The sequence below is a fragment of the Amycolatopsis vastitatis genome, from assembly GCF_002234595.1.
In the GTDB taxonomy this organism is placed as follows: Bacteria; Actinomycetota; Actinomycetes; order Mycobacteriales; family Pseudonocardiaceae; genus Amycolatopsis; species Amycolatopsis vastitatis.
Window position 1 is genome coordinate 41,780 of sequence record NZ_NMUL01000060.1, and the last position, 16,096, is coordinate 57,875.

12 protein-coding genes are annotated in these 16,096 nt (G+C 62.8%); 8 read left to right on the forward strand and 4 right to left on the reverse strand.

Going from position 1 to position 16,096, the window contains the following annotated elements; all coding sequences use genetic code 11:
- Positions 1–12 precede the first annotated feature (12 nt).
- Complete coding sequence (locus CF165_RS42385; protein WP_240522059.1) at positions 13–1,134, forward strand: IS630 family transposase; 1,122 nt, start codon at positions 13–15, stop codon at positions 1,132–1,134.
- A 1,091-nt stretch (positions 1,135–2,225) separates the two neighbouring features.
- A complete protein-coding gene (locus CF165_RS50710; RefSeq protein ID WP_143268805.1) occupies positions 2,226–3,932 on the forward strand; it encodes a hypothetical protein in 1,707 nt (568 codons plus the stop codon).
- A 1,149-nt stretch (positions 3,933–5,081) separates the two neighbouring features.
- Here CF165_RS50710 and CF165_RS50715 read toward each other — a convergent pair.
- The 4 genes from CF165_RS50715 to CF165_RS42405 all read right to left on the reverse strand — a co-directional run bounded on the left by CF165_RS50715 (position 5,082) and on the right by CF165_RS42405 (position 10,209).
- Positions 5,082–6,527 carry a PIN-like domain-containing protein gene (locus CF165_RS50715; RefSeq protein ID WP_143268806.1) on the reverse strand — a complete coding sequence of 482 codons (1,446 nt, stop codon included), beginning with the start codon at positions 6,525–6,527 and terminating at the stop codon, positions 5,082–5,084.
- Positions 6,528–7,907: 1,380 nt separating this feature from the next.
- Positions 7,908–8,564, reverse strand: coding sequence for a Scr1 family TA system antitoxin-like transcriptional regulator (locus tag CF165_RS42395; RefSeq protein WP_093953233.1), 657 nt, complete (start codon positions 8,562–8,564; stop codon positions 7,908–7,910).
- Positions 8,565–8,940: 376 nt separating this feature from the next.
- Positions 8,941–9,684 carry a hypothetical protein gene (locus tag CF165_RS42400; protein ID WP_143268807.1) on the reverse strand — a complete coding sequence of 248 codons (744 nt, stop codon included), beginning with the start codon at positions 9,682–9,684 and terminating at the stop codon, positions 8,941–8,943.
- Positions 9,685–9,828: 144 nt separating this feature from the next.
- The gene (locus CF165_RS42405; RefSeq protein ID WP_020640049.1) at positions 9,829–10,209 is read right to left on the reverse strand and encodes a helix-turn-helix domain-containing protein; all 381 of its coding nucleotides are present in this window, start codon (positions 10,207–10,209) and stop codon (positions 9,829–9,831) included.
- A 156-nt stretch (positions 10,210–10,365) separates the two neighbouring features.
- Here CF165_RS42405 and CF165_RS42410 point away from each other — a divergent pair, with 156 nt between their 5' ends.
- From CF165_RS42410 to CF165_RS42435, 6 genes are all read left to right on the forward strand, one after another.
- Positions 10,366–10,554 (forward strand): helix-turn-helix domain-containing protein, encoded by a 189-nt coding sequence (locus CF165_RS42410; protein ID WP_093953235.1) that lies wholly within the window; start codon positions 10,366–10,368, stop codon positions 10,552–10,554.
- Positions 10,551–10,874 carry a WhiB family transcriptional regulator gene (locus CF165_RS42415; protein ID WP_093953236.1) on the forward strand — a complete coding sequence of 108 codons (324 nt, stop codon included), beginning with the start codon at positions 10,551–10,553 and terminating at the stop codon, positions 10,872–10,874. The genes CF165_RS42410 and CF165_RS42415 overlap by 4 nt, the downstream gene beginning before the upstream one ends.
- Positions 10,871–11,200 (forward strand): hypothetical protein, encoded by a 330-nt coding sequence (locus CF165_RS42420; protein ID WP_093953237.1) that lies wholly within the window; start codon positions 10,871–10,873, stop codon positions 11,198–11,200. Before CF165_RS42415 ends, CF165_RS42420 begins: the two co-directional genes overlap by 4 nt.
- Positions 11,197–11,886 carry a hypothetical protein gene (locus tag CF165_RS42425; RefSeq protein ID WP_093953238.1) on the forward strand — a complete coding sequence of 230 codons (690 nt, stop codon included), beginning with the start codon at positions 11,197–11,199 and terminating at the stop codon, positions 11,884–11,886. The genes CF165_RS42420 and CF165_RS42425 overlap by 4 nt, the downstream gene beginning before the upstream one ends.
- A complete protein-coding gene (locus tag CF165_RS51920) occupies positions 11,879–14,005 on the forward strand; it encodes an FtsK/SpoIIIE domain-containing protein (protein ID WP_093953239.1) in 2,127 nt (708 codons plus the stop codon). The genes CF165_RS42425 and CF165_RS51920 overlap by 8 nt, the downstream gene beginning before the upstream one ends.
- 150 nt (positions 14,006–14,155) lie before the next feature.
- Positions 14,156–15,964 carry a recombinase family protein gene (locus CF165_RS42435; protein WP_093953240.1) on the forward strand — a complete coding sequence of 603 codons (1,809 nt, stop codon included), beginning with the start codon at positions 14,156–14,158 and terminating at the stop codon, positions 15,962–15,964.
- Positions 15,965–16,096 lie beyond the last annotated feature (132 nt).

The window sequence follows — 16,096 nt, forward strand, 5'->3', positions numbered from 1 at the left end:
ACATCCGGGCTGGTGATCGCGAGGCTGGCGGTGGAGGTGAGGCTGGTGGCGCGTCAGCCGGAGGTGTTCGCGCGGTCGTTGGAGCCGGAGGAGGCTCAGCGACTTATCAAGATCACAAGGTCAGCGAAGGACCGGGTGCGGCTGCGGCGGTCCGGGATTGTGCTGGCCTCGGTGCAAAGCCGGTCCACGGGTGAGATCGCGGAGATGTTCGCCGCGACCGAAGGCTATGTGCGGGAGGTGATCCACGCGTTCAACGACTCCGGGTTCGCGGCGTTGTCCCCAAAATGGAGGGGCGGCCGACCTCGTAAGTTCGGGCCGGCCGCCCGTGAGCAGATCTGCCGCATCGCCGCCTGTCAGCCCGCTGAGCTGGGATTGCCGTTGACGACCTGGAGCCTGAGCAAGCTGGTCGAGTATCTCGCCCAGCACGCGCGGCTGGTGGTGAGCACCGAAACCGTCCGGCAAATCCTGCGTAAGGCGGGCGTGTCCTGGCAGGCAACGAAGACCTGGAAAGCCAGCAAAGATCCGGACTTCGTAGCCAAGAAGACCCGCATCCTCGACCTCTACGATCACCCGCCCGCCGACGGGCGGGTGATCTGCGTCGACGAGTTCGGGCCACTGAACCTGCAACCCCGCCCCGGCCGAGGCTGGTTCCCCCGCGGCCGCCCGGCCCGGCTACGCGCGACCTACACCCGCACCGCCGGGGTCCGGCACATGTTCGCCGCGCTCGACCTCGCCACCGGGCAGATGTTCTACCGGTTCCGCGACCGCAAACGCTGGCCGCAGTTCCTCGACTTCTGCAAGCAACTCCGCCGCCGCTTCCCTGCCGGGAAGCTCTATTTGGTCTGTGACAACTACGGACCCCACGGCAAGGCGGAGGTCAGGGCGTGGTGCGCGGCCAACGGCATCGAGCTGGTCTACACGCCCACCCACGCGTCGTGGTTGAACTGGATCGAATGCGAGTTCACTGCGGTCCGCTACTTCACCCTCGACGGCAGCGACTACCCCAACCACGCTGCTCAGGAGGCCGCCATCGCCGGGTACCTCCGCTGGCGCAACCGCCACTGTCACCCGAAACGCCGCTTCGCGGTCAACTCCAAGATCCGTCGCCCGGATTACCTACCCAACGTTGCATGATGCAGCACTAGGCGGCGCTAGATGCGAGAAGATGTGCCCCACACGAGTACGGCCCCGCCACACTGCTGGCACCACCGGGCGGTGTGGATCCAGCAGCACACGAGGGATTGCCGGTGCGCGCCCCCAGGCCCCACTAGCTGGAGCTGCTGGAACACCCCGGCACGGAAATAGGAGTACGGGTCCGCTTCTCCAGTCCGCTGACTGACTCGTCCCTCGCAGTCCCGCCGGCCGCTGACCTCGCTGATTCAGGCCACGTCCCGGCTGCACCAAGCACGGGTCAAGCTGCAGGGGGCAGCAGTGCGAACACTGTGTGGCCACCTGCCGCCGGGTCCTGGAGAACATCTCCCGGCGGTGAGCAGCACTACGGCTGACCAGCGAAGCCAGGACCAGCGCTTTTGGCCGCGACTTACTTTCTTCCTTGGAATCCAATACCGGCAGCGACTGAAGGCAAGGTCGACCGTAATCGACGCTATCCAGCTTAGGTTGACAGATGTGACGAGGCCAACGTAGGCAAATAAGCAAGCCGACCAGTTGGTCGTTTCACCGGGTTTCGCTGCAGACCCGGTTCAACTGTAATCACCCGCGAAGCAATCTTTTGACGCCCACCGCGACATGCGCGATCATCTACACGATCTCAGGTTCAAGAGCGCGCAGCTCACCGATCACCTAGGAGAACAGCCCCATCTTTTACCTGCTCCGCGCCAACTGACTCGTCACGCGGTTCGCCTGGACGGCAGCCATGTTGAGCCATCCCGCCGGCCTGTTCCCCCACGTACCTGCCCGTATGCCGCCGACACGGCGCCTACCAGTCGACAACAAGATGCGCTACCTGTTGCCGTGGACGTGACGATAACGTGATCTTGTGGGACAACGAAGCTTGGCCGTCACAGGTGCGAATCTCAGACGAGATTCGACTTCGACCTGACGCCGCGTCCATGTGAAAGTTGGAGTGCTACTCGGACATGAGCCACATTCCTACTACGTTCATGCAGGTCAGCGCGATATGACCGTGCACCACCGCCTAAACTCGGGCGCCCAAGCGCTCGCCGAAGTGCCATGGTATGACATAGGCTGCGCACAAAGGAGGATTGATGGAGTATACATACCAGGGCATCTCGACACTCCAGGTCGAGGAAGGTGTACATCTAGTCTTATTCTCGGCTCCCGCCCACGAGATTCAACAGTGGGCAGGGATTCCCCAAAGGCAGCTATGGGGAAACGAGGAGCCTATCGGTTTTCAACGCGACCTGAGCGCGAGTCGAGTTGGCCAGCTAGCCGAATTTTATGCAGTCGATCGTAATGTGATGCAAAACCCTTTATTGGCGGCTACCCAACAGGACAAGCAAGTAGCCTGGAGTCCCACTGAGGCGACACCGAGCGCAGCCTCAAGAACACAGCTCGGAAAGATAACAATCAGTACCGCTGATCTCAGCGACCTGCCACTGCTCGAAGTAATGGAAAGGGTGCTCAGCCGCTTAGAGGAGCGAGATCACGCACTCAAGGATGCACCACCACCACAGGAGCGGATAGATCAGCTTAAGGCAATCTTTGACAGAAGCCAGCCGGATATCTTAGACGAAGAAGCACCATGGGAGGAAAATAACGACGACAGTTCTCCGGAAGACTACGGAGAGGTACTGTTCGACACCGAGTCACATATACACCGATTCTGGATAGAACTACGTGCACGAGTGCAAATCTTGCGCGACCTGGAGCGGCCATACACAGAAAGCTCCGTATTGGGATTCTCCCGAGAGGCGCTTGAGGCGTATCTTCAGCCAGTCTTACTGGTTGACGGGCAACACCGACTGGCAGGCGCTGTGGCAGCTCTCGAGAAGACCTTGAATTCCCGCAGCACGCGTGAAGCAATGGCCGAATCAGTCGTGGACGGCACAGACGCCGAACAGGTTCGACTCGACACCAGAGCACGGTTTGCACGACATCTCCCCGTCTCAATGTTGATGACCGCAGAATCCGCAGAACATGTATTTCAGTTTGTCGTCGTTAACCAAAGGGCAACGCCAATAAGGCCAGCACTTCTCGGTTCCATTGTAGCGACAAGCCTAGCAGACAGGGAGCTCGATGCTGTCGCCTCGCGATTGCGACAGGCGGGTATCCCGCTTGAGGAATCTCGAGCAATTTCCTTCATGACACGTCGACCGGAAAGCCCATTCTTTGGACGCGTGCGCCGCGGCCTTGGCGACGAAGGATCCGGTCTTCTAGACTGGACCGTTATGGGAAACCTAATTGGGGTATTCCGAAATCTTCGAGGTGGCCGCCTTTGGGGACAACGTCCCGACCACGCCGACAGGTGGCGACGTCGCCGCTTGCCAGAATCTGACATCGCGTCAAGCTATGCATCTAACGGATTCGAAACACGTGATCAGTACTGGTCATCAGCAGACGGACCTTGGCGTGAGTGTTTCATCAATTTTTGGAACTCTGTCAAAGACCGTCTTGGCAGCGATGACGACCAAGCTCCCAACTATTGGGGGGATCCTCGACAGTCAAATCTCTTCAATAAGGTAACACTTCACATACTTCAAGCAGATTTTTTTCAGTATATGTGCGATAAAGAAGTCAACATCAACAGTGCAGACCAAGTCATCACGCTGGTCGACAACTGGTTAAGTGAAGTGAACCCCCAGTATTTTTCCCGAGACTGGAAGTTAAGTGGCATAAAGAAAGACTCCACGGGGATTCGAAATCAATGGGCCATCTTATGGACGGACTACAGGAAAGATCCGGTACGCATGCCTTCGCCGGCAGCGTTTCGTAAACCCCTCGTGTCGCAATGACAACACTCGAACCTTTCCTTCGAAGTAGCTATCTCGACGCCACATCTCGATGGAACATTGAGATGGTTACACATGCGTCGAACATATCTCCACCAAACGACGCCCTCCATGGCAGCTATGCCTGGCTCCTAATGGGGGACATACACCTTTTGTGGGCACGATGGTTTGCAGAAGGGGTTGTCGATCCAGATAGATATCGGACTGTAGATAATCCCTTTCCCTTAGTCTTCGCTCGCGTTCTAGAACACATGCCTCGCGTAATGCCTCAGCATACGGATATGCAACGTCGCGATATCGCAACTTCGATTTCTACCTTGATCGTCGATGAGATCTCCCGACGAAGCGAAGCACCAGGAAGACGCACATGGACGATTTCTGAGAAACAGGAGTTGTGGGACGCAAGTGGCCCGACGCCACGGTGCTGGATCTGCGGTTATCAGTTTTCCACCAACGCGGGACATAGATTTCTTGGTAAAAGAGTTGCGTTGGATGAGCTGCCAACCTGGGTCGACTTCATGCGTCCACGCGGAGTAGGAAGATATGATCTACGTGTTGAGATAGACCATGTTGGCGCCTTGGGTGCAGGAGGTGACGAGGAGCAACTCAGACTAAGCTGCGGATGGTGCAATAGAAATAAGCGCGATTACAGCCTTTTGTACGACGCGCCTGGATTCATGCGGAGCTTCGAGCACCCAACCATAGGGCGAGTTAGCATGCCGCATAGCTTCTGGGTAGTACGCGCGCTTGCCATGCAAAAATCCTGCCAATATAACTCAGGCTGTTCAAGCTCAATAGAGACTACCGAAATGACCGTATCACCAATACGGTCAGATGGCGCGCCAAATCCAGCCAACCTTCAAGTAGTGTGCTCTTCCCATGATCCACTTGCAGGCAGACGCTTGGTAGCACGAGACACATACAGGAGTCGAATGAACCGTTGAAACGGAAATCCACAAATTACTTCGACATAGTACTCCCATCACCCAGTTGCATGGTGACGATGGCGGGCATCGTCCGTGCGGACCGGTCAAAACCATGCGAAATTGGCCACTCTTCATGAGGACCCCAAGCTACGGGGTCCCCCAGCTTACTTCAAAAACAAGCCCATCATGATGAGTGAATGCCATAAGCTCCGACACAGGAAAGTAGTCAATGAATCATTCGAAGCGCCTTCAGCCACCTTAGCTGAACACTTGCTTGCGTAGCGCTGATTCCATCCGGAAATTCGCCAGATACAAAAAGTCCGCGAAGATCAGAATCCGATGATGATGCGATTTGGGCCATATCTTTTGCTCCACGTATCCGCTTCAAGATCTGTTGCTGCAAGAACTCCAGATCTTGCTCATCGATCAATCGTCGACCCGCTAGCGTCAACGAGACCATGTCGGAACGGCTTCCAGCTAACCCCTCAGCCAAACCAAGTGACTCCAAAACGCGTGCACGACGACAAGCCTCGTCATAACGAGTAATGGTATGAAAACGCTGCTGAAATGATCGTATGTAGTCACCGTGAGCAACGGGAGGATCAGCCAGGCGCAACATGTCTAAGACGGTTTCCAGGTAGTCCGCAGATCGACCTTCAGGCAATTGCTCAAGAAGTGATCCTGTGCTGTCATGAGATTTCCTTCGGTGCTCGTCAGCTTCTTCCGCTATGCTGGCAGCTTCAGCGACGGTCTCAGGGCTGACTGACGCCCCGACGATCTTCGGCGCCTCACCTAACATCGCTGTTGTGGTCGCCAGTATCAGGCGACAGCCTGCAAGATCCTGCATTTCTCGAACGAGTCGAGGGTCAGGTCCGATCTGGAATCCATGCTGTTCATAGGTCCAATCACCTTTAGCCACATCATTGCTGACAATCAGGACATGAGACACCTTGCCCTTGGCGTACCGAATTACCTCCGCCCACCACAAGTAGTCTCCAGCGGAGTTTTTATCTTTTGCCTTGTCCTTAAATCCCGGCGGAAGCTGCTCCCTAGCACGCCTTTCAGCTTCTTTTCGGTCAGCTTCAAGCGTCTCACTGTTAGGTCGCCGCGCGACGCGCCCTGAGAGGACTTTCTGAAGCTCATCCAGAATCGGATCTGACGAAGATCTCGCAAGCAGAGCTGGATCCAAGTCATAATCATCGGAAGCTTGAACAATGAAGTTTCGACCTTTATCGAAGATTTCTCGCATACTGGCTAGAACCAGATCAGCTTGATCGGTTCGACCATGAGCTCGTTGAGCAACCCGCTTGATCAATGCTTGCGTTTGATTGCCGAACTCTTCTATCGATTGAATTTGATCTTGAAACTCTCGACGTCGATCAGATACCGCGTTGATCCTTCTCTGATGGAATTCGGCGGCCACCTGATAAGGAATAAAAAGACGCGGCGAAAGCACTTGGAGTAGTGCGAACATCTCTGCCCTGGCAACCGGCGTGAACCGGTACAAATCCAAAAGGGCATTCGTGTCGAAGACGATCAGACCAGAAAGATAGACCGCTTCGCGCTGATCGCTAGGCACCCTGTAATAACCATCGAAGCCATCCAGGAGCCCCGTCAGAGCCGAATTCTTCTCGGCGCCCCCTGCGATACCCACCTTGTTGCTTCTCGTCACAGCAACCGATCTTACAGCGGCGGTCACTGATACGGCCACGAGCCTTCACGAGTCGCGACAGGTTGACCTGACCGACGCTCCGCAGGCGGCGACGGAGCCGTTGCTTACCCAGCTGGACGACCGTCGTTGTGGATCAAAGGGCAATTGATCGACGCGATCCAGTGGCGGGCGTGCGCCGGAGCACCTTGGCGCGATGTCCTCGGCGTATGTGGCTCGTGAGCAGCGGCGTATGCGATGTTTTCTGCAGCGCAGCGCAATGGGACATGGCAACGAATGTTGACTACGTTACAGCTCTGGTCGGCGTGGCCTGGCGCATCACTCGGGACGACAGCACGGACTCGACGACCACTCGGGGCGCGGCAGCACGCCGCCGGGGCGGGAAAAAGCGCAGGCCAGGGTCGGGCGGGAACTCGATCGAGCCGGAGGATCATACGCTGGACCGGTCGCGGGGATGGGTTGACCACGCAGCTACACCTTGGGCAGCGAACAGGACAGAAGCCGTTGTCAATCGGGCTGGCCGCCGGGCAGCGCGGCGACTGCCCACGGTCCATGCCGGCCAACCGGGATCCAGGTAACGCAGCTGACTGGCAGTCGGCCCCGCACCCGTCCCGATCGTAGTGGTGTCCGACAAAGCCTACACATGGAGGCTCGACCGAGTTTACCTTCGTAGTCCGGTGCCTGGGCGTCCAGCCTGAGCATCGACGGAATCGCAAGAAGCGCGGCCACCGGCCTTCGACGCCGAATTCTACAAGTCAGCGTCACGCCATGGAGTGCAACATCAGCCGGCTCAAACGCTGCCGCGCCGAGGCCACCACTCGCTCGACCGTTTCGAAGCCCCCCTCCACACATCGCGGCGATCGACGGACGACTCCAATGGACTTCGACACGGGCCTGGCGTTGCAGCCTCTCCGTTTAGCCGTCACACTCGTCGTTACAGCTGAAAGCCAGTTGGCCTGCGACGATGGTGCTCTTGACGGCTGTGACGGCTTCATTCATACCCGTCACACCGTCACGTTTGGGCTCCGCGGCGCCAGGGTTTCAGTTTAAACGAGGCCATCTGTCACACCGGACTACAGATGGTAATATTCGCCGAACCGAACGTCTTGCCGAAGTAGGCAGTAGACAACTCAGGAGCGACTGGTCCGGTCTTGTCGCAGTGGGATCCCCTGCTCACGGCGGTAGATGGCGTCGCAGCGTTCGCACTGGACCGGGATCTGGCGTCGTCGACGTTCATCGGACGGCTCGAACACCGCTGCGCCGGAGGCACTACAAGCATCGTGATGATCTTCCCGGGTACCGGAATCTCCGTCAAGCGGGTTCGATGCCACTCGCCGTCGATTACCGGCAGGATCGTCATCGGATCGATGTAGATCGCCGCTGTCACGGCGTCGCTCGAATCAGTGCAGGTGTGCTCAAGGCGGAGGTGCTCGCCGACTCGTCGAACGCGCGCCGCAGCAGGTCCCTTGCCGTGGCGTGGTAGCGGCTCAGCATCTTCCGGTCGGTCAGGTAGGTGTTGCAGTGGTGGTGTCTGAGCTTCACGGCGATCGGATCGGTTCGATCCTCGAAGAGCGCGAAGGCGCCGATTGACCTCAGCGCGGTCTCCGTCGACGGCACGATCCGGACAGTCACGTGCTTGAGCTGGGCAGCCGCGCCAAGGTGCTCGACCTGCTCGTCGTGCGGGTCGTCCATGCCGGGTAGTGCCTGGTCACCGATCAGGAACATGTAGCGACGATCGCCGACATCCAGTGCCTGGCGGCGGACTTGGCGGCTCAGCAGGTCCATGTCCCTGCGGTCGTCCTGCATCATAATCTTGTCGAGCGCTCGTTCGGCATACGCCCGCGTCTGGAGAAGCTCAGGAATGCACGACGGTGCCCACTCCACGATGCGACTGGAGAGCTGTTCGTACGTCCACAGCAAGTGCCCTAGCTGCGGGTCGGACTGGTCGACCAGGTTCGCGTCGCCAGCACGCGGGGCCAGCGACATCACCCGGTCGTACTCGGCCCACTCGACCCGGAGGTACCCGAGGATCCAGGCCACGGCGGTCTCTGGCGCGACCTTGATGCCCAGCTCCCAGGCCGAGGAGCGTCGCTGGATGAACCCCGATCTTCTCGGCCAGCCTGCGCAGGCCGATTCCACGGCGCTTGCGGGCGTCGCGCAGACTGCTGCTGATGGCCACTGTGGCGGGCGGGCAAATAATCGGCTCGGGCATCTTTCGGGTCCTTGCTGAGGGCTGTTGGTGGCAGGCGTGCGCATGTGAGCTGCGGATTGAGAACGGCGGCTGGCTGGCCTACCCTCAGGGAGGGCCCTCGACGGGGAGCGCAGCTCGCACCTCCCCGACCAGAGCGCTGGCTGTGGCCGGCGACCGTCTTTAGTGCGCCAATGTGCTCCAGCAGCCGGTTCAGGCCCAGCGGGGTCAGGCGGAGTTCGCGCGGTTCGCGAGCGGCGCGTTCATGAGCCGCGTGTTCATGGCCACCGTCTCGGCCAGCCGGTTAACAGCTGCCTTCGTCGCGTGCTCGTCCAGCACTTCCCGCGGGTCTGGCCGGGCGCTTGCGATCGTGAGCCCGTCGTGCGGCGGGCGTAGTTCACACGCCAGGTCGAGCCAGTCGGCGCAGGTCAGGATGCTGGTGTTCACGGCCTGGTCACCGCAGCTTCCGGCGTACAAGCCGTGGTCACCGTGGCGGCGGCCGTAGTACTCGGCAAGTGCGTCGGTCACAGCGCGCTGGTCAACCCACGCGCGGCGCGTGGCCCGGGCGTACGCCTCCTGCGCGTCGACGCGTGCGGCCTGCTCGGCTACGGCGCGGCGTGCGGCGCCGGGGCTTCGGTAGGCGTGCTGGTCGAGCCATTCGAGAGCCGCGCCGATGTGGGGGTCCGCAGCAAGTCGCCGGTCGGCTTCCTTTGTGTCCGGCCTGGTGTGGACGGCCGGCCCGTCGCCGGTCAGCTCGGCGAAGCGGGCACGCTCGGCGTCCGACGCCCGCTCATACGCGGTATCGAGAACCTGCTGCATCTCCGACTGCGGGCGAAGGTCCGGCTTCTGATGCCATGACGCGACCGTGCGCGCGCCGATTCCGAGCTTCTCCGCGAATTTCTCATTGCTCAGCCGCAACGCGGATTGCAGCGCCGACGCTGACCGTCCGGTCCAACCGCCTACCCCGCTCATTGCCGCCCCAGAGCGCTCTTGTGCAGCGGATATGCAGTGGTTGCGCACTGCTCCTGCACTGGTTGTGCATGGGATCGGACGTCGTTTCGGCCTTGAATTCTAGGTATGGAAATCACCTGGTTCACCAGCCCGAATCGCCCGCCGCTAACGCTTCGGCTTCACGTGCTCGACCACGGTCGCGAGGCTCGTTTGGACGTCCTCCAGCCGGTCGGTGATCTCGGCCAGGCGCTGTTCGAGCGCGTCCAGGCGGGACCACAGCTCGTGGCCATCGTCGGCCGGCTCGTCCGGGTGCGGCGGGGTGCGGTTTTGCAGCACGGCCAACAGGTGCTGCGGGTGCCAGCCCAGCGTCGTCGACAGCGCTTCGAGCGTGCGCGCGCTCCGGCGGCGCTCCACTGTGTGGTGCTGGAGCTCGCGCACGATCGCCTGCGACACGTGCGACCGCTCGGCCAGCTCGCGTTGCCGCCAGCCGAGTTCGTTCACGCGCATGTTGATGGCCTTGGCGACTGCCGCCCAGTCCTCCGTCACGTATTCCTCCGCGCTCCGCCTCAGCGCCGAGATTAGCGGTACTTCGCGCTTTCACCACGTCGCCTAGCACTTCGTCGGCGGCGCGTCGGGCAAACGCGCCCTATGACGAGCTGAAATCAACAGCATAGTTTTGAAATCATCAGATTTGTCTTTCTCATGAACTCGCACATCACCTTTCACACCACTCGAGAAGCGGCCTGGCTGCTCGGCGTCTCCCGCGCCGCGGTGAGCCGGGCAATCCGGACGCGCGAGCTGCGCGCCACCCGCTGCCGTTCCGGCCTCCGTGTGTCGTCTACCGAGCTGGCTCGTCTGCTCGGATCGCGTCAGGCCGGAGGTGCCGCATGAGCGCCGACGACCTTCGACTTATCGGGACCGCCTGGCGGCTGGACCGGCTGCGCTGGGTGCCGACCGAAGTCCTGACCTGCGAGGGAGTTTGCATGTGGCCCCCGCCGGACGACGGTCCACCCGACGCGAGCAGTGACGGCGAGCTGGCCGAGCGGCTGTGCGGCGGGTGCCCGGTCCGGGACGAGTGCCTGGAGCTGGAGTTGCGGACGGCCGGCCTCGACACCGTCGGCGTCTGGGGCGGGATGACCGACGACGACCGGCGCGCGCTGTACCCGCTCTGGTTGCGGCGTGGCGAGCGGACCGATCGGGGTGCGCGATGAACGGACTCACCGTGACGCCCACGCAGATCCTCGCCGGTGTCGGCGTGCTGCTCGTGCTGTTCTGGGTCTGGCGGACCGGTTCCCGCCGGGCGAAGGCCGCCGCTGAAGCTGCTCGGAGTGGGGCGCGGCTCGTGTCGCTGGCCGGACGTGTGCTGTTCAACGCCGGGCTGATCGTCGCCGTCCAGTGGGTCGTGATCGCTCACCCGGGTAGCCCGTGGCTGTTGTTCGCCGTGCTCGGACTGCCCGCCCTGTTCGCGTCCTACGCCCTGACCCGCGCCATGACCGTGACCACCGTCAACACCGCGAAGCGGGGTGGTCGGCGATGAACCGGGCACAGCGGCTCGCGCAGGACGCGGCCGAAGCGGCGGAGGTGCGCGCCTACCAGACCGATCCGGACGTCGTGGCGCTGCGGATCGAGCGGGTGCGTCGGCAGGTCGACTGGATGTGCTGGTCCGGGATCGTGCTCGGGCTGGCGTTCACGATGACGAACGTCCAGGGCTTCGCCTCGGCCGGCGCGCGGCCGGGGTCGCTGCCGTGGCTGGCCGCGTGGGTGCTGGACCCGACCGTCTCGCTCGTTCTGCTGGCGATCCTGCGGGCCGAGCAGGTCACCGCGCGGTACCAGGTTCGGACGGGCATCTGGGTGCGGCGGGCGAAGTGGTTCACGCTCGCGGCCACCTACGTCATGAACACCTGGACGTCGTTTGCCGCCGGGGAGGCTGCGGCGATCGTGCTGCACTCGGTGCCGCCGCTTGTGGTGTTCGTCGCCGTCGAGGCGATCACCGACCTGCGGGACAAGCTCACCGATGCCGTGCTGGTCGCAGCTGAACGGCGGCCCGTTCAGCAGGAGACCGGGCGACGGGTGCTGTTCGCCGATTACCTCGCTATCGCTCGGGAGACCTGGACGCCGGACGTCGAGATCACGCCAGCGTGGGTGCGGCGGGCTACCGGATGCTCGCGGGGCCTGTCGCCCCGGCTGGCGCGGGCGCTGCGGTCGGAGGTGCGCAATGGCTGACTCATTGCCGGTCAAAGCTGATCCCGTGTTCGAAGGCGAGTTGATCGACGACACGTTGCCTCAACCGCGTCGGCGGGAGCCGAAGACGAACCGCTTCATTCGGTGGTGGCGGCACTCGCCACGGGTGCCGTTGTGGTTGAAGAGCAAGCCACAGGCCGTCCAGGCGGGCAAGGACGCCGTCGTTGGGCTGGTGAAGTCGCCGTGGCGGTACGTCGGCGCGGTCGTTCGCGGTCTGGTCGTCGGGGTGCGGTGGTGGCGTGGGTGGGTGACCGTCCGGGACTACCGGACGGCGGCCGAACAGTCGGAGAAGCTGGCCGACAAGTTCACGGAGATTCGGGCGCTGACCCTGTTCCGCTGGAAGGTGACCGGTGCCGTCCTGGTCGTCGCGATCGTCGGGGTGTCCATCTTTGACCTGGTGTACGGCACCGATCCTCTGTGGATCGGCGGGGTCGCCGCCTCCGTGGCACTCGCGATCCTCGGGCGCAGGAAGGACGGCAGTCCCGGCCGAAAGCCGGCGCTTGCTGGGCCGCGGACGCTGACCTGGACGATGGACCCGCAGGTGCTGGTGGACGCCTTCCGGGACGCAAAGCTGATCGGTAAGGACGAGATGTTGCGGCTGGTCGAGCGCGCGACGCGTGTCGGCGACGGCTGGGCGGTCACCGTCGACCTTCCAGCCACCCGCAAGGCGGCCGACGTAGTGAAGAACCGGGACGCACTGGCGTCCGCGCTCGCCGTCGATGAGGTCCAACTGATCGTCGAACGGGTCCGCGGGAACGGTGGGCATGCCGGGCGGGTGTCGATGTGGGTAGCCGATGAGGACCCGTACGCGTCGTCGCCGTTGCGAACGCCGCTCCTCGGCGTGGCGCAGTGGGACGCGTGGCGGCCGATCCCGTTCGGACGGGATGCTCGGGACCGGCGGATTGACCTGCCGCTGGTATGGACGTCCTTGCTGGTCGGTGCCATCCCCCGGCAGGGCAAGACCTTTGCCGCCCGGCTCGCGGCGGCCGGGCTGATCCTGGACGCCTGGGTGCGGCTGTACGTGGCGGACTTCAAGGCCGGGAAGGACTGGGACGCGGCCGGCCTGGTGGCGCACCGGTTCATGTCCGGCGACGAACCCGAACACGTTCTGGCGCTCGTGGACTGGCTGATTGAGCTGGTCGGCGAGGTTCAGACGCGGTTCCGGCGGATGCGCGACCTGGACGACCTCACGTGCCCGGAATCGAAGGTCACGCCCGAGATGTCCCGCGATAAGGCGCTGAACATGCCGATCACGGCCATCTTCATCGATGAGGTTCAGGTTCCTTTGGAGGATCGCACGCCCGTCGACGTGCAAGGCAAGAAGCTCACCGCGGGCGAGTACGTCGGCGAGCTGTTGACGTGGCTGGCGAAGAAGGGCCCTGCCGCTGGGATCGTGCTTGTGCTCGCCACGCAGCGGCCGGACTCGAAGACGATTCCGTCCGGACTGCGAGCTGTGCTCGGATCGCGGTTCGCGCTGCGGGTAATGGACTGGCGCGACTCGAACATCGTGCTCGGCGAGCAGATGAACACGCGCGGGTTCGACTCCAGTCGGCTGCTGCCCTCGCACAAGGGAGTGGGCATCCTACGGCCGGACGGCGACACGTCAGCCGGCGCGGACGTGCTGGCCATGACGGTTCGGACGTACTACATGCCGAACGAGGACTGGCGGACCATCTGCGAGCAGGGCCGGACGCTACGCGAGGCGGCCGGGACGCTCACCGGGCACGCGGCCGGACAGGACACGATGCCGGTGCTCGACCACGCGGCCGCGGTCAAGGCAATCGGTGCAGGTCACGCAGCTGAGTCGCCTGGCGAACTACCCGAGGTGCTCGCATCGCTCGTCGAGTACCTGGGAGACGATCTCGGGCCGGACGGCAGGGACTTCGTGCCGACGGCCGAGTTGCTGGACGTCCTGGAGGTCGACTCACGGACGTTCGCGCAGCAGATGGCCGAGGTGGGATGCCGGCCGACACGAGACCGCGTTACCAGCGAAGACGGCGAGACCCGGCAGGTCCGCGGGTATCGGACGGCTGAAATTAGGAGCGCGATCAGCCGGGCGACCACGAGCACCAGCACGTCAGACGAGGACGGGCAGCGATGAGCGCCGCTCGTTCCGAAGATCCGCCGATCCGGGTTATCCTACCTGCGGGATTACCGGAGCTGACGCCTGCTGTCGCGCGTGCACCGCTGGCCGTTCTGATCGAGGTTACTGAGGTGCCGGCGCTGGACGCTCCGGCCGAGGAGGTGAACCGTGGCAGCTGAAATCATCAGCGACCCGTGGGCGACGCTGGATGACATTCTGGGGCTTGAGGTCGCCGACGTGGCAGACGACGGGATCGGGGCGTTGGCGGCCTACGGCCGGTGCTCGACCGAGGACAACCAGGACCCGGAGACCTCTCGTGGTTGGCAGTTCGGAAACGCGCGGAAGTTCGTCGAGCCACTCGGCGGGCAGATCGTGGCGGAGTTCTTCGACGTTGGGCAGTCACGGTCCGTCCCGTGGGAACGGCGGACCGAGGGTGCGCGGCTGCTCGCCGAGTTGAAGAATCCGCGCCGCGGATGGGACGCGATCGTCGTCGGCGAAGGCACGCGGTGCTGGTTCGGCAATCAGTTCTCGCTTATCGCGCCGAAGTTCGCGGCGTACGGCATTGATCTATGGGTGCCGGAACTGGGTGGGAAGTACGACGCGCGGAACCCGTCGCACAAGATGCTGATGAGCGTGCTTGGCGGGATGAGCGAGTCTGAGCGTCAGCACGTTCAAGCGCGCGTCCGGGCCGCGATGGACGCCCAGGTGATCAACGAAGGACGGCACCAGGGTGGCCGGGCGCCGTACGGCTATGTGGTCGTCGACAGCGGTCCGCACCCGAACCCGCGAAAAGCTGCGGAAGGGTTCAAGCTGCGGGTGCTGGCGCTCGACGAGACGACCGCGGACGTGGTCCGCCGGATCTTCGCCGAGTACCTGGACGGCAACGGCGATCGAGCGATCGCCAACCTGCTCAACCGGGACGGCATTCCCTGTCCCTCCGCGCATCGGCCGGAGCAGAATCGGCACCGGCTCGCGGACGGCTGGCAAGGCAGTTCGGTGCGGGCGATCCTGGACAACCCGCGATACACCGGCTACGCGATCTTCGGGCGTTGGACGAAACATGAGACCTTGCTCGACCCGGAAGATGTCGCCGCGGGCCACGTGGTGCGGTTCAAGCGCGCGGCGCCGGACCGGGTCGTACGGTCGCGCGAGCAGGCGCATCCGGCGATCGTGTCCGTGGAGACCTTCACGCAGGTACAGCTTTTGCGTCGGTCGAAGTCTGCGGGCGGATTGAAGACGGCACGCAAGGCCGAGCGAGGCGCCCGGAAGTCCGCGCGGTCCTACCTCCTGCGTGGACTGGTCCGATGTGGAATCTGCGGCCGAAAGATGCAAGGCGCCACGATCCGGAAGGGCGCCTACTACCGCTGTACTTCGCGGACCATGGCGCCCGGCTCACTGACGCTGGCGGACCATCCGAAGACGGTCAACTTGCGCGAAGGCGTGGTCGTCGAGGCGCTCAACGGATGGCTTCACGAGCTGTTCCACCCGGACAACCGCGACCGGACGGCGGCCGCACTTCTCGGGTCGGACGGAAGCACGGCCGGCGGTGGACCGCTGGAGGCGGCGCGAAACCGGCTGGCGGACGCAGAGGCGAGGCTTCAGCGCTACCAGGCCGCGATCGCGGCCGGCGTCGAGCCCGAAGCACTCGTCGATCCGATCAACCAGGCACAGGCCGAACGAGCCGCCGCGAAAGCACAGATCGAGAGCGTGCCAGCCGACTCGACAGTAAGCCGCGCCGAGATCTACGCGAGGATCGACGCACTCGGCGACGTCTGCGGGACGATCGCCGACGCAACCACGGCCGGCATGAGCCGCCTGTACCGCGCCCTGAACCTGGAGCTACGCTACGAACCAAAAGAGCTGGCCGTCTATGCGACGACCAGCCCGGGTGTAGATAGTGCGTGTGTCCGAGGGGGGACTCGAACACATGTTCGTAGCATCCCTGCACAGGATGCGTGTTCATGCGACAGACCATAGCCGCACACCGTCATCCAACGCCAGCTGACATTCGTCGATCTGCTGCCAACACGGCGAGAGCTATCAGGTCCACCCGCACGGAGCACTCACGTGCAATGACGTTTTCGATGCTTCGTCCAAGCCGAGCACGTC